The organism is Pirellulales bacterium (assembly GCA_035546535.1).
Lineage (GTDB): Bacteria > Planctomycetota > Planctomycetia > Pirellulales > JACPPG01 > JACPPG01.
In genome coordinates this window covers 39,158-53,403 of record DASZWQ010000185.1, presented here as the reverse complement: position 1 = coordinate 53,403, position 14,246 = coordinate 39,158, and the positions used below count along the sequence as shown (strand labels likewise).

Annotated in this window: 11 protein-coding genes; 4 read left to right on the top strand and 7 right to left on the bottom strand. The window is 61.9% G+C overall.

Translation table 11 applies throughout. The features are described from left to right. Positions 1-213 precede the first annotated feature (213 nt). Positions 214-1,338, top strand: a complete 1,125-nt coding sequence (locus VHD36_21660; GenBank protein ID HVU89953.1) for a DUF1559 domain-containing protein — start codon at positions 214-216, stop codon at positions 1,336-1,338. Between the two features lie 85 nt (positions 1,339-1,423). Here the strand turns inward: VHD36_21660 and VHD36_21655 are convergent, their stop codons facing one another. The 3 genes from VHD36_21655 to VHD36_21645 form a co-directional block, all read right to left on the bottom strand. Continuing rightward, positions 1,424-2,683: a hypothetical protein gene (locus tag VHD36_21655; GenBank protein HVU89952.1), complete on the bottom strand. Its 1,260-nt coding sequence runs from the start codon at positions 2,681-2,683 to the stop codon at positions 1,424-1,426. Positions 2,684-2,687: 4 nt separating this feature from the next. Next, positions 2,688-3,728 carry a hypothetical protein gene (locus VHD36_21650; GenBank protein ID HVU89951.1) on the bottom strand — a complete coding sequence of 347 codons (1,041 nt, stop codon included), beginning with the start codon at positions 3,726-3,728 and terminating at the stop codon, positions 2,688-2,690. Between the two features lie 635 nt (positions 3,729-4,363). Next, positions 4,364-6,094, bottom strand: a complete 1,731-nt coding sequence (locus tag VHD36_21645) for a M2 family metallopeptidase (GenBank protein HVU89950.1) — start codon at positions 6,092-6,094, stop codon at positions 4,364-4,366. Positions 6,095-6,615: 521 nt separating this feature from the next. Here VHD36_21645 and VHD36_21640 point away from each other — a divergent pair. Next, complete coding sequence (locus tag VHD36_21640) at positions 6,616-7,125, top strand: hypothetical protein (protein HVU89949.1); 510 nt, start codon at positions 6,616-6,618, stop codon at positions 7,123-7,125. A gap of 132 nt (positions 7,126-7,257) precedes the next feature. Here the strand turns inward: VHD36_21640 and VHD36_21635 are convergent, their stop codons facing one another. From VHD36_21635 to tpx, 3 genes are all read right to left on the bottom strand, one after another. After that, positions 7,258-8,904, bottom strand: coding sequence for a hypothetical protein (locus VHD36_21635; protein ID HVU89948.1), 1,647 nt, complete (start codon positions 8,902-8,904; stop codon positions 7,258-7,260). A 553-nt stretch (positions 8,905-9,457) separates the two neighbouring features. Further along, positions 9,458-11,020: a sigma-70 family RNA polymerase sigma factor gene (locus VHD36_21630; protein ID HVU89947.1), complete on the bottom strand. Its 1,563-nt coding sequence runs from the start codon at positions 11,018-11,020 to the stop codon at positions 9,458-9,460. Positions 11,021-11,534: 514 nt separating this feature from the next. Then, positions 11,535-12,056, bottom strand: coding sequence for a thiol peroxidase (gene tpx / locus VHD36_21625; GenBank protein HVU89946.1), 522 nt, complete (start codon positions 12,054-12,056; stop codon positions 11,535-11,537). Between the two features lie 255 nt (positions 12,057-12,311). Here tpx and VHD36_21620 point away from each other — a divergent pair, with 255 nt between their 5' ends. Together VHD36_21620 and VHD36_21615 are read left to right on the top strand one after the other, a co-directional pair. Further along, entirely contained in the window at positions 12,312-12,689 is a 378-nt protein-coding gene (locus VHD36_21620) for an STAS domain-containing protein (GenBank protein HVU89945.1), read from the top strand. 128 nt (positions 12,690-12,817) lie between these two features. Further along, positions 12,818-13,453, top strand: a complete 636-nt coding sequence (locus VHD36_21615; GenBank protein ID HVU89944.1) for a histidine phosphatase family protein — start codon at positions 12,818-12,820, stop codon at positions 13,451-13,453. 12 nt (positions 13,454-13,465) lie between these two features. Here VHD36_21615 and VHD36_21610 read toward each other — a convergent pair whose 3' ends face one another. Continuing rightward, entirely contained in the window at positions 13,466-14,185 is a 720-nt protein-coding gene (locus VHD36_21610; GenBank protein HVU89943.1) for a hypothetical protein, read from the bottom strand. Positions 14,186-14,246: the final 61 nt, after the last annotated feature.

Sequence of the window (14,246 nt, the reverse complement as noted above, 5' to 3'; positions counted from 1 at the left end):
TTTTCTCGCTCTGGGTGGCGCTAATCATGCGCTCACAATCGTCCGGTATCGTGTCGCGATTGCTGGGGTGGTTCGTGCTGGGGACTGTAAGCCAAGCGCGGCAAGTGGTGGTAAGACCGGTCGCCGTCGCATGATCTTGTCGGCAGAGAATTCGGCGGGAAGCGGATGATGGTTCACAGCACACGACAACGCGTCAGAGGAAAATGCATCGCCATGGCTGGTAGATTTCCGGCAAGACAATCGCCTGGCCGCGGTTTCACGCTTGTCGAGCTGCTGGTGGTGATTGCGATCATCGGCATCCTGATCGCGCTCGTGCTGCCTGCCGTGCAGATGGCGCGCGAGGCTGCCCGCCGCGCGCAATGCGTGAACAATCTCAAGCAGATTTCACTCGCGCTGTTGAATCATCACGATACGATGCAGTCGTTTCCGCCAGGACTGCCGCACTGCTCGCCGAACCCGGGCTGGAATTCCAAGGGTTGGATGGGTCTGTGGATGACCGGCGGGACGCAGACCGGCGTCTATTGCCAAGGACCCAATTGGCTGTCAAACATCATGCCGCAGATGGAACAAGCGGCCATGAACGACAAACTGATCGGCTGCCTGACCAATGAGTGTAGCGCGCCCGACGATTGCGACCGTAACAAAACGGGAGACGGGTTGTGGCGCGATTTCGGCGATTTGATTTTTCCTTTCATGCTCTGCCCCAGCGCCGACGTCATCGAAACAGAGATCGACAACGTTTGGAATCTCGAGGACCTGGATAAAGGAAACTACGCCGCCAACTTCGGCGCAGGAACCTATTCGGCGTACACCACGACCGGACAGATCGATTACACCACGGCCGGGGCCTTTGGCGTCATCATTCCTTCCGGCACGCCGAACTACAACAGGCAAACCGTGAATGCGGCGTTTCTTAAGGGGACCTGGAAAGCCGGCTGGGGACAGGGAACCCGCATCGCCCAGATCACAGACGGCACCAGTACCACGCTCTTCATCAGTGAAGTGGTGGGCTACGACGATGCGGACGATGGCCGCGGCGTTTGGGCCTGGGGAGGTATGGGAGGTTCGACGTTCACGGCCCTCTATGGCCCCAACTCGACGACCAACGACCAGATCCCCGGCTGCGGGCCCACGATTCCCAAAGGTCATCCTCTGTATTGCGGCAGCAATCATCAGACGGACGGCAATGTGTGGGCCTCGGCCCGCAGCATGCACCCCAGCGGTGTAAATGCTTCGATGGGGGACGGCTCGGTGCGATTCTTCAACAATTCGATCGACCTGGGCGTGTGGCACGCCCTGGCCACGCGCGCCAACGGCGATATTGCTGCCACGCCGTAATGGGCGCGCGTTCGAAGGTCGCGCTCTGCACCAGTGCGATAGGACATACCGACCGCCGCTCGCAAGTATTTGCTACTTGCCGATACTATTTGCCGACTGCCGACGGCCCGAGCAAGCAGCCGGGCGAGCCAGCCGCCAATTGGCGGATCAGGGCTGCGGACTGCGAACCATATCCCTGCGGATCGAGCGTCGCGGCCTGTTGCAAATGCGCCATGGCCGTTGTCGGGCGTCCACCGAGCTGATGGTGGCGCGCAAGCTGAAAATGAAAATGCGCCGCCGCGTTGGGCAATTCCTGCAGGCCCGCTTCGTACGCTTGCTGTGCCTGGCGAAAGCGCCCCAGCTCGCGCTCGCAAAAGGCGATTCCATCGATCGCCTGCACCAGGCCGGCCGTTCGTTGCGCCGAGTCAGGCATGTCGCGTAGCAAGCGGGCCGCGCTAGCAAACTGCGCGAGGCTTGCTTCCCATATCTGCTGCTCCTGCAACGTTGCCGCCAGCAGTAGCGCCGCGTCGGCTCGCTCGCCGGCCAGTGGTTCGAGCAATTCTTGCGCGGCGGCCGCGCGGTCGAGCATCGCCAGCGTACGGGCCAACTCGATCGTCTGCTGGGCATCGAACGCCGCCGGGTTGGCGCGGTCGACGCGCTGCTCGAGCGCCCTGATCGTGCGCGCGAGCTTTCGGCGGACCGTCGTTGGCTCCGCCCCGCGCAGCGGGCGGTTGCTCCCGGCGGCGCACAGCCGCGCGATCACGCGATCGGCCGCCACGAGCTGTTGCCGCGCGAGCAAGTCGCTCGCTAGGACCGTCTGCTTGCCGATCAAATCGTTGATGAAAACGGCCGGCAACGCGATCGCGGCGCCCACGGCGATACTGGTCCACAGAACCAGTTCGCGGAATGAGGTTGCGGGGGCCGATCTGTTCTGCAATTCGAGATGCCGCTTGAAGGAACACGCGATGGCGACGCACCACGGCAATTCGACGGCCAGGCAGAGGAGCGTGCGCACGGGCGCCAGGATCCACGCGCCCGGGCTGCCGCTTTCGACGATGTTACCGATGAACGGCACGATCAGGGCCATGACGAAGGTAGCGGCGAGACCGATCGCGGCGGCGGCCAGGGCGAGTGTCAGCGGCCGCGCCGTGGCGACGCAATTTCGTACGATCACCGCGACGAAGACGGCCAGTGGTAGTGCCAGCAAGACGTGGACGACGATCAGCCGCTGCCAGCCGAAAAGAGGCGCTGCTGCCGAATCGGCGATCGCGCCGCCGAGCGCGTGCCACGACACGCCCGCCGCGGCCGCGTAGCCGGCGATCTGGGCTGGAATCGCGCCTCGGGCTGTTGGATTGATGGTCTGCATTGGTTTAGACAGTCTCGACCGCGACGGGCTCGGGCCTCGGGGCAAGGCTCTCCTTGCGCGACGTCAAGCCGGGCGGTTGCAACACGGGCGCGCTGCCCGGCAATTCGACGTTCAAGATCGCAGCGGTTTGTGGCGTGCGCAGTTTCCAGATCAATCCGTCGTACGCGTAGTGCAGTCCGGCGGCCCACAGGTTGATGCCGATCCAGAATTCCGGCCAGAAGGCGTCGGCGAAGTTCGCCACCAGTCCCAGGACGACGATGTAGCCGGCGAGGATCAGACCCCATGACGCGGCCATCGTGCGCATCAGGCCAGCCGAGCCTTGGGTGCGGCGGCGCTGGGCGTAGTGGGTCACTACGGCCAGGTATTCGATGGCATGAAACGCGGCCGCCGCCGTGGTCAGCGACAAGACGAGCGTCGTTTCGCCAAGCGCGACGGACGCCAAGAGTGCGAGGTATAGCGCGGCCACGCTCGACAGGTAAGCGATCTTGCCTGGCCGCGCCCAGGGCCGGCTCGCAAGTTCCACGGCGAGCAAAGTCAGCACTGGCAAAGTCATCGCGACATCAAGCACCGCGAGGATGCTCTGTGCTGCCGGCCAATCCTCGGTCCAGCCGGTCGACCAGCCGGCGAGGCGCAAGCTCGTGTAGAACACTATCGAGCGCAGCCCCCACGTTTCGAGCCGCGGCCAGGCATCCGGAGTCTTGCGCGCGTACATCCGCAAGATGCCGGCGTGCTGCGCCGCGAAGTGCCACGAATTCCACACGTAATCCACGAGCAGCAGGCACAAGAATCCGCCCGTACCGAATCGCACCGCCACGACGACGGCCAGCGTAACGATCGCGATCAACGCAAAGAGTCCGTTCCGCCCGGCGCGGCGATCCGGATCGGCCGCGACCAGGAACAACGTGATCCAGCGGTGCGGCGTGGTCAAAAAATAAATCTGCCAGAACTCGAGATGCGGCGTCCGCTCGGCACTCAAGAAGCCGGGCAGTAGCGCCACCAGCCACCAGGCGTTCGCGAAGAATAAGAGGTCGAACGCTGACGACACGATCCACGCCGAGCGCGCAGGCCGGACAGCAGCAGGTAAATCAATCCTGCCAGCGCCTTGCGGCGGTAGAATGGCAGTCGTTCCGGCCATCGCGCGTCGTGTCCGCGGTTACCCGCGATAAATCACGTCAGAAAAACTTCGCCCAGGGCCCCGCGGCACCGGCTCGAATCACGCAGCCTACCCGCCGAATGTGAGGAAATGATGAGGAAGAGCGGCCCCGCCGGTAAGATGAAGTCATGTCCGAGACGCCGACCACCCGCCGACGTTCGCTTCAGTTCTCGATTCGAACAGTGCTCGCCATCATCACAGTCTTGAGTTGTTGGCTAGCCTACGAATTGAGCTGGATTCGTCAGCGTCGTGACGCGTTTGCTCGATATGAAATCCGATCGATGGACGTCCCGGGATTTATGGACGCACGTAAGGCTCCGTCGGGCCTATGGATATTTGGGGAACCCGGGGTCGGGAGCATCCACTGCCACAATCTTAAGGACGAAGAGTTCGATAGACTGGTGGGGCTTTTTCCGGAGGCGGAGATTGCGAATTTTCGTAGTGGCTCGATGCCACCTTGGCCGCCTGGATGGGACGCTGAATAGAACCTCCGACAGACGACGCCCGTTCGACAGCTTGTCGCGCCCCTACTTCCCTCCAAACTCGGCCGCAAACGCATTCGGGTTCAGCTCTTCCCCGGTGGCGTGTTTCGTCAGCTCGTTCCAAGGCAGGCTGCGGCCAGGGGCGAAGACGCGGGTGCGCATGAACTCGCCCACCTGTTTGTTGTCGGTGTAGAAGGCCCGGGCTGGGTTGTCGGTCTTCAGCACGTCGCGACAGATGGCGCTGTGTACCTGGCAGGCGAACAACTGCCCCATCATGTAGTTGTGGTAGTAGGCCGGCGCCGACACGACGTGGATCTTGCTGGCGAAGTCAGGCTCGTTGCGGCCGCTCGGGCGCTTGAGCAATTGATACTTCTCGACCAGGTCCCACCACAGCTTGTTCAGGTCCTGCTGCGGATCGGCGTACATGCTCTTTTCGAAACGCAGCATCACCTGGCACCAACGCGAGAAGATCAAGAGCTGATTGCGCCGCATCTTCATGCCCGTCTCGGTGTACTTGGCCGGGTCGGGCATGCCGACGCCCATCTTCACAAGCCAGTCGCCATTCTTCGAGAACCGCTCGAACATCATCGCCACGCCTTCGGTACACAGGATGTGGGCGTCGGTGCGCAGCACGTAAGGGACGCTCTCGGGGATGTTCTTGCTGCTGTAGACCGAATGGCCTAGTTCGTGCAGCATCGTGCCCATCCAGTATTCGTTGGGCACGATGTTGGCCAGCACGCGGACGTCCCCCTCGCGATCGATGTCGGTGCAGAAGGCGTGCGGGCTTTTGCCCGGCTTCTCGTACAGGTCGCTGCGCTCGATCACGTCGTCGATCGGAAGGCCGATGGCGGCGTAGAACGTGCGGCACAATTTCAAAATGTCGGCGCTGGCGAACGGCGAATCGAGGCTGACGGTAAAGATCGCCGGACTTTCCTGGAAGAACGGATCGTGGTAGTGCCAGGGACGCAGCTCATCGACGTCGATGCCGTAGTTCAACGACAGCGACGCGTCGATTTCTTGCTTGGCCGCGGCGAAGGGCCCGCGCGTGAGGTCGTCGAGCTTGTCGAACAGCTTGAGCACCTCGTCCTGGCTCTGCTCGTTCAAGGTCAATTGCATGGCGTGATAGTCCTTGAAGCCCAGCTTCTTCGCTGCTTCATTGCGCAACAGCACGAGCTGGCGCAGATCGGCCTCGACGGCGCGGCCCACCTGCTTGCTGGCTTCCCACACGCGCTGCCGCTCGGCGGAGTCTTTTGATTCCTTGAGGACCTTGCGGACTTCGCTGTCGACGAGTTGCCGCTCGCCGACCTTGGCACGAAAGACGTTGAACGCTTTTTCGATGTCGTTCGACTTGGCCGTGATCCGCTGAAGGAGCCCCGGATCGACCTGCTTCTCGAGATAGATGAGATACAGGATGTCGATCTGCCGCCGCAGCAGGGGATCAGTGATCTGAGCCGCCTTGGCGGCTTTCAACTCGGCGAAGCGATCGGCGCTGGCCAGGGCGTGATCGAGCTTGTTCTGCGCTTCGACCTTGGCCGCGAAATCTTCGTCGCGGCCCGTGGTGTTGGCGGTCCACCAGGCCTTTCCGACGGCAATGTCGAGCGGCCGCACCTCGCGCTCGTGATAGGTAATGAACTTCTTGGCCAGTTCGTTGCCCGTGGCAGCGGCGGCTTCCGCGGCGCCGGTTTTCGTAGCGGAGTTGATCATCGTGATCCCCAAGAACACGGAGACGAACGTCGGGCCCAGTACAAGTCGTCGCCAGAATCGATCGAACATCATGGTGGATATCGCTGTGGGATGAATGTGCCCTGGTAATGGAGGCCCCCGTAGGGCTCGGGGCCCACTAGCCAAGCGTACCTTACGCGAGTTTCGAGGGAATTCAAGCGGCCGGGTACCGGCCGTGGCAATGTCGGCGGCAAGCCCAGGCTTCATGGTGCACACAGTGCACCCTACGAACTGTGGGCGGCCTCTGTGAGGCCGGGATTTCCGGGCGCGGCTTCCGGGGTCGCAGACCCCGGCTACAGAGTGCGCCATTCTCGATATGGGTTGAAAACCCCAACCGTGCTGGCACGCGGCTAACGGAACTGCAAGGCGGGGCCAGTGACGGAAATGTAACCACACCCTGATCGCCGCGCGATCCGTAGGAACTTCCAGGTAACAGAGCGGCACGGCACGATCCACAATTGACCGTCGCAGCACGCGGCCGCTTGTTTCGACACAGGGTGGTGGGTCCAGTCGCGGCGCAAGCGAGCGCCACGGAAAACTCACGCGACGGCCAATCAAGTGCGAGGGAGCAAGTCATGAGAAACTCGTTTGCCAAGAGGTTTGCCGCGGCACTGATTCTGTCGGCGCTTGTGCCTCTGGTGGCCATGGCTCAGGACGCCACGACGCCGACGACGAAGACGCCAACGGCCACGCCCAAAGCCACGGCCCCCCAGCGCAACATGCGAAAAATCACGAGCCGATACCTGATGGGCAACCGCCCCATGGCCACGCGCGGCACGTCCTGGCGCAACAGGCAATTCCATCGCGCCGGGTACGGGCGGACGCACACCGGCAACCATCGTACGTGGAGTGGTAATGGACAGATGCCGGCCGGGACGGCTGCGGCGGTGACCAATGCCCCGGCGAAGGGAACAGCCGCGGCAACAACCAACGCAGGCACCGCCGCGAAAAAGGCTGGCGGTGCCCACCACAAGCACCCGACTGGCAAGCACAAGGCTACGCCGACATCAAACCGACACGTAGCCCGATCTTCCCATAGCGCGACGCGCCACATGAAATTGGCAAACTTCAGCCACCGGCGCTAAAGCGTCCCACCTGTGTGCCGGCGACGAGGCCCTTTGCCCGACTCGGGGTCGGACGAAGGGCCGATTTTTGCGCCGCGGATACGGCGCGCGCACGAATGACCGCCCTGTCGCCCGCGTAGAGCACCGCGCTCGTCAGTACTCCGACGATTGCAAGCGCACGTCCGCCGAGGACCATGCTTTTTCAAAGCGGTCTTGCGCGTCCTTCGCCTGCGGGGAGTTCTGAGCTTTCAGGCTGGCCGCGAGGCCGAACAGCGATCGGCCGTTCTCAGGATGCTCTTTAAGGTCGGCCCGATAGACGGCCTCGGCCTCTTTCGCTCGACCGGCGGCCAAGAGGACCGCGCCCAAGGATTGCCGGATCGGATAGAACCACGGCGGTGGCTCGTCGTATTGCAGTTCATCTTGAGCGGCGACGGCGCGCTCGAGGCTAGCGACCGCCTCGGCCGTTTTTCCTCGCGCGGCGGCCAGTTTGCCTTCGAGGATGTCGCCAGCGATGGCCACGAGCTTCACCATCGGGTGCCGGCCAGCCACACTCTCTTCGGGAATCGTGGCCTGCACTTCACGCAGCGACTTCAGTTCTTGCTGGGCGTTGTCGAGCTTCTTTTGATGCACGAAGGCCAGGCCGCGCCCGTAGTGACGCATCGACGTCGCATAGAAAAAGTCCGCGGACGGCGCCGGTGCGTTCAAGACCTCATCCCACATACCGAACTGTACGAGCGTGAACAGCCGAGTAGGGACGAAGCCTTCGATCATCGGCATCTGTCGCACGAGATCGTCGGACATGAGTGCCCCGATCTCGTCGGCCGCGGCCAACGATTCGGCACGATGCCCGAGTACGCACAACGACGACCACAGGAAATGGATGTTGTGCGGATAGTACATCATGGGGTAAATGCCCTCGGGCTTGCACTTGGCGATATAGGCCCGATCGGCCGTGACGGCGCGGCGATTGTTGTCGGCGGCGGCTTCATACCGGCCAAGGCGCAGATAGATGTGCGCCGGCATGTGGACCATGTGCCCCGCGCCGGGCATGATACCTGGCAACCGATCGGCGCTGGCCAGCCCGCGCTCGGGATAGGGCGAGGCTTCGACGGCATGAATATAAAAATGATTGGCGCCAGGATGATTGGGCTCCTTCGCCAGGACTTTTTCGAGTGTGGCGACGATCTCTTCCGTGCCCGGCTGCGGACGGCCATCGCGCGCCCACAGTTCCCAGGGGCGCAGATCCATGAGCGCCTCGGCATAAAGCGTGAGTGCGTCCATATCGTCGGGGTATTTTTTCGTCAGCTCGCGCATGGCGTCGGCATAGGCCTGATTGAGCGCCTCGCGATCGGCCGTATCGGGATCGGGGGCGTAACGTTTGGCGAGCGCGGCGATGTAATCCTGTTCAGGCGGCGTGGCGTGCCGGGCGTAGCGCTGCGCTTTTTCTAAAGCCGCGAAGGCCTCCTTATCGCGCTCGGGTTCGGCCGGCAGGTTGTAGTTTGGCCCCAGCGCATAAGCGATACCCCATTGGGCCATGGCGCAGTGCGGATCGACGTCCTCGACGGCGCGGAAGGCGCGGATCGCCTCGCTGTGATTGAAGGCGTAGAGCAGCCGCAGCCCTTGGTCGAAAAATCGTTGCGACTGCGGCGCGGCGGTCGTGATCTGATGGTGATGATCGCCAAGCCCCTCGATGATGACGAACTTTTCGCGTTCTTCCTCCGCGGCGTGCTGTGCCGAGACGAGCGTGGCCGGGACCAGCGCCATGACAAGCGCGGCGCCGAAATGTTGTTTCACGCGCATGACGTCCTCCCCCTAGATTGATCGTGCGGTGCCCTGACTTTCCCGCGATCCCCCGCCGACCACGATGGGGCATTTATCGGACCGGGTCAAGCGTGCCGATGGATGGCGCCATGCTAGCCCCAGGACAAGAATCGGAAAGTCTGGGATCGCCGAGAATGGTGGCGACCAAACAAAAAAGCCACCAGGCCAATCGCAAGTTGGCCTGGTGGCAGCGCGAAGGGACATGGGGCAAGAGGGCCGAGCCTGGTGCGGCTCCCCACCGCGAGGTGCATCGCACAAGGTGCCAGGCGGGAAGCCAAAGCTCGACGTCCGGCCACCATATCCAATGGCAAAATCGAGGGTGACGATCGCCAAGGATGTGCGGCGACTATAGTAGGTGCCTGTTTGAAAACGATCAGCAGATTGTGAGAATCTCGTGTGAGGGCGGTCGGCACGTCCTCGGTCAGCACCGAACTCCTGGCTCCTTGCGGCGCAATGAAAAGAGCCGGACAGCTTGCACTGTCCGGCCCGAAGAATTTTTTCATCTGTTTCGGCCGTGCGGCCGTTCAAAGAACTAATCGAGGAACCCGGCCAATTCCTGGCTGCGGCTGGGTTGCTGCAGCTTGCGGACGGCCTTGGCCTCGATTTGGCGAATACGCTCGCGCGTCACCTTGAAGATGTGGCCGACTTCTTCCAGCGTATAGCTGTAGCCGTCGCCGAGGCCGTAACGGAGCTTGATGATCTCGCGCTCGCGATAGCTGAGCGTCTTCAAGACCTTGTTGATGCGGCCGCGAAGCATCTCTTGCGCGGCGCCGATCGCCGGGCTTTCGACGCCCGAGTCGGGAAGCAGGTCGCCGAAGTGGCTGTCTTCGCTGTTGCCTACCGGGCGATCGAGGCTGATCGGGTAACGGCTCATGGCCATCACGCGCCGCGCTTCGTCGACGGCGGTGCCGGCGGCCTTGGCGGTCTCTTCGATCGTCGGCTCGCGCCCCAGCTCCTGCAGCAGTTGCCGCGACACGTTGCGCACCTTGGACATGGTCTCGACCATGTGTACGGGAATGCGAATCGTGCGGCTTTGATCGGCCACGGCGCGGGTGATCGCCTGGCGAATCCACCACGTGGCGTACGTGCAGAATTTGAAGCCGCGGCGGTACTCGAACTTGTCGACCGCCCGCATCAGGCCGGCGTTCCCTTCCTGGATCAGATCCAGGAAGCTCAAGCCGCGGTTGCGATACTTCTTGGCGATCGACACGACCAGGCGGAGGTTGCCTTCGGAGAGTCCCCGCTTGGCCCGCTGATATTGCGAGTAGACGGTCTTCAGATAAGCGACGCGGCGCCGCAGACTGGTCGGCGATTCCTGCGTAGCCCGCAGGATCGAGCGGAAGTCCTCGATGATCTGCTGCCGTTCGGAGGCGGGCTGGCGCGCCTTGCGGCTGGCTTCGATCTGGGCCTTCAGCTCATCGGCGCGGCGGCTGAACTCTTCCAGGGTCTTGATGCTCGACTCGATGCGCTGTGTGCGCAAACCAAGCTCTTCGACCAGGCGCACAGCCCGCAGGCGACGGCGCCCCAGACGGCGCCACGCCTCGCGACGCTCGCTCATGCGCAACGACTTCCTGGTGGCCAGGCCATAATCTCGCTTGTTGCGTGCCAGGAGCGTTTCGACCGTCTTCAGATTGTGGGGAAAGCGGCCGAGAATCTGGTCTTTTTCCAAACGATCGGTCACCGAGACTTGCACGGTGCGATCAAAGGGCAATTCGCCCAGATACACGCGCTTCAGCACCTTGACCGCATACTGAATGACGTAATCGCATTCCAGCAGCTTGCGGCGGAAGCGTGCGCGGGTGATTTCGATTTCTTTGGCGAGCGAGATTTCTTGCTGCCGGGTGAGCAGCGGAATCTCGCCCATCTGCGTCAAATACATGCGCACAGGGTCATCGGACCACGACTCGTGGTCTTCGCCCACCGCTATCAGCAGATCCTCTGCTTTGGCCTCACCATCTTCGTCGACATCGAGCTCGCAGGCGACATCATCGGGGACCTCGTCGTCGGTCTCCACGGTTTTGTCGGCGAGCTCCACGGCTTCGTCCGTGTTGGGCGTGCGATCATCCTCCAAATCGTCCAACAGTGCGTCGTACAATGCAAAAACTCCTACAAGCTGAGGCTGGGTGGTGGGTGCTCAGGACGGGGCGCTTAGGACCGCGCCTGGCCGTTACCCTAGGGGTGGTTCGTGTCGCGAACGCGCAGTTAAAAGCGCGCGCCGGCTGCTGAGGCTACGACGTCTATGATGCGGCAGAACCCTCGATCGGCACAATTATCTCAAGCCAGACCCGAAAAAGCCACCAAATTCTAACACCAATTTGCTTCGAGCCTGCTATCGCGAGCGCGCTTGGAAAAAGATCACGCTCGCGTTGAGATTGAGGCCGCGGAGAACGGAATCTGATCACTCAATTCGCGAATCAAATTACCCATATTAACATCCGCGCGGCAGTTCACCCCCCAGCTAGCGCAGCAAGTGAGCGCTCTGGTCTTTATACCACCAATGGGGACTGAGCTGGACACTTAGCCCCTGGCGCGCAGCTCCCTTCAAGGTTCGCCGCTCGTCAGGCGGCAGCGACCTGCGCCCGACGCTTCGCCGTACCGGCGGCCGCTCGTTACAGCTGCGCTTTCAGAGCGCTGAGCGCCGCCTCGTAGTTGGGCTCTTGAGCCACTTCTTTGACCGTCTCGGCATACACGACCTTGCCGTCCTTATCGAGTACGAAGGTGCCGCGGGCGAGGATCTTCAGCTCGTCGATGAGCATCCCCCAATTGCGGCCGAAAGTGCGGTCTTGATAGTCGCTCACGCTCTTGATGTTCGTGATTCCCTCGGCGCCGCAAAAGCGATTCTGCGCAAACGGCAGGTCCAGGCTCACGGTCAACGCGTTGATCTTGTCGCCGAGGGCGCCCAAATCCTGGTTGAACGTCCTGGTCTGCTTCTGGCATACCGGCGTGTCGAGCGAGGGAACGACACTGATGATCGTCGGCTTGCCCTTCAAATCCGCTAGCGTCACCTTCTGCAACGCACCGTCGGCGAAGCGATGCATCGTGAACTCGGGCGCAGCCTGACCGACCTTGACCTCGTTCCCGACGAGCGTCATCGGATTCCCTTTGAACGTTACGGCTCCGGTTCGCGACATCGTAGATTCCTCCGAGGGGCTTCTTGTGTGGGTCGTAGGTTGGTAACAGGGACGGCGTGGTGCCCGCTAGCAAGCAGGGCTGGTTATCAGCCACCGTAGTATCGTATTTTTGCTAGCGGCTACAAGGGCCTGCCGCCCGTTGGCTGCGCGCTCGATAGCAACTTAGTTGCCACGTTTTGCGGCATGGATATGATTGTCGTTGCACCAACAATTTGTGGGGGTTTCGGTCCTCGGTCGTATAAAGGAGTCACGGCCATGATCGACGTGGCGAACGGTTGGATTCACGGTGTCGAGCGCGGGCCGGGCTGGCTCTTCATTCGATTGAACGCCGCGCCGAAAGCAAAGGGCGGCGCGCCCACCCTGGCCGACAGCATTTGGAATCTGGCCGAGCAGCATTTCGTCTATCGCATCGTGCTGGAATGCGACGACGTACAGCGCCTTACGCAGGTCGAAGTCGACGAGCTTGGCGAATTGCGTGACCGTCTCGACGCTCATGGTGGCGTCATGCGACTGTGCGGCTTGTCACCAACGTGCGTCGACACGATCGAAAACTGCGGCATGAGCCAGGTGCTACCTCACTACGACGGCCGTGAAGACGCCGTGTTGGCGCATCGCCCCACGCAGCCGCGCTAGCCAATCCGCTGTGGCAGCGATCGACCGTTGTCACGACGCCGTTCCCGCGCCGCTTGCTCGCGCGCTCTTCGCTCGTTAAAGATGGGAAACTCTGCGCGCCACATGCACCTTGATCGAGCCCGCAAGCAATGATCTTCTACTGCATTCGCCACGGCGAAAGCTGCTACAACGCCGAAGGGCGATTGCAGGGGCAATCGGCCACGCCACTGTCGCCCCTAGGATTGCGTCAGGCCGAAGCGCTGGCCGAAGCGATGCACGCGCATGCGATCACGGCGATCTACGCCAGCCCGTTGCCGCGGGCCCTGCAAACGGCCGAAGCAGTGGGCCGCGAGCTGAGAATCGCTGTGACGCCCGATGCCCGCCTCATGGAAATCAACGTCGGCATCCTGCAAGAGCTGTTGCACCACGAGATTGCCGACCGGCACCCGGAAGTAACCGCCGCGTGGCGCGCTTCGGATCCCGATTATCGATTGCCGGGTGGCGAAAGCCGTCGCGATCTGATGGTGCGCGCCCGCGCGGCGTTCGACGAGATTCGCGCCGCGGGACACGAGGAAGTGGCCGTCGTGTCGCACGGCGGATTATTGGCGGCGGCGTTCAAATCGTTGCTGGAAGTTCCCGCCGGGCGCAATCCGTTCACGCTCTACAACGCTTCAGTCAGTCGGCTGATATGGAAGCACGAACCGAAGCTGCTCACGATCAACGAAGTGGACCACTTGCGCGCCGCGGGCATCGAATGGATCGCCAATCGCGGCGATTTTTTCTAGGCCAGCGTTCGCTCAAGCCTCTGGCGACCAAACCAAGTATCCGCTTCCGTCAAACGCCGGCACAAAGATGTGCCGCGCATTAGCGACTATTTCCCCGACCCATTCAATCGTAACGTCGTCACCAGTCGGCACACGTGTTGATGACGAACACACGCCGGTTTGCCAATGATGTCTGCTAGTAATTGAGTCCTCGATCAATTCTGGATCGGAAACTTCCGGCGTCAGAATATGGTAGACCTCGTTGTCTCCCAGAAATGCAAGCCGCGGCGGTGGACACAACCAATTATCCGCACGTTCTGCGGCCCAATTTTCGGACACCACAACCGCATCTTTTGTTTCGTCAAGGTAGCGCCGAACAAAGTACACGAGTACTCGATGGGTCCGATGTGCGGGCAGTGGGGTAGCTGCTGGTTGCACGGTCGAGTCATAATGCCTCATTGCGCTGAGGTTGTACCAGTCCCCAACGATTGCTGTGTACGGGCCCTTGGCACCTGCAAACCGTTCCAAGAGCATTCGCGAAATGATGTGGTTGTGGGCACAAATCGTCAAGCTTGACAGCATGAGTGTCCGTGCCTTTTCATCGTCCTGTCCGAGCGGTACTTCGATTCCTCGCATAAGCGATCGCTCCGGATGAGAGCCGTTGGAAAATTGCGCAAGCGTGTGGGAGCGCCCGGCCGAAAAACATGAAGCGGAATACCAGCCCGAAGCGCCAGCGAGGGATTCAAGCGTCACGGTACATCACCCTCGCTGGCGCTTCGGGCTAGTATAGGCGAGCTCGCTTACCCTTGAGATT

Bases quoted from the DNA above. Each gene is read 5' to 3' on its own strand.
- VHD36_21645 (HVU89950.1), bottom strand. From the start codon at position 6,094: ATGATGTTCGATCGATTCTGGCGACGACTTGTACTGGGCCCGACGTTC.
- VHD36_21615 (HVU89944.1), top strand. From the start codon at position 12,818: ATGATCTTCTACTGCATTCGCCACGGCGAAAGCTGCTACAACGCCGAA.
- VHD36_21635 (HVU89948.1), bottom strand. From the start codon at position 8,904: ATGCGCGTGAAACAACATTTCGGCGCCGCGCTTGTCATGGCGCTGGTC.
- VHD36_21655 (HVU89952.1), bottom strand. From the start codon at position 2,683: ATGCAGACCATCAATCCAACAGCCCGAGGCGCGATTCCAGCCCAGATC.
- VHD36_21640 (HVU89949.1), top strand. From the start codon at position 6,616: ATGAGAAACTCGTTTGCCAAGAGGTTTGCCGCGGCACTGATTCTGTCG.
- VHD36_21620 (HVU89945.1), top strand. From the start codon at position 12,312: ATGATCGACGTGGCGAACGGTTGGATTCACGGTGTCGAGCGCGGGCCG.
- VHD36_21660 (HVU89953.1), top strand. From the start codon at position 214: ATGGCTGGTAGATTTCCGGCAAGACAATCGCCTGGCCGCGGTTTCACG.
- tpx (HVU89946.1), bottom strand. From the start codon at position 12,056: ATGTCGCGAACCGGAGCCGTAACGTTCAAAGGGAATCCGATGACGCTC.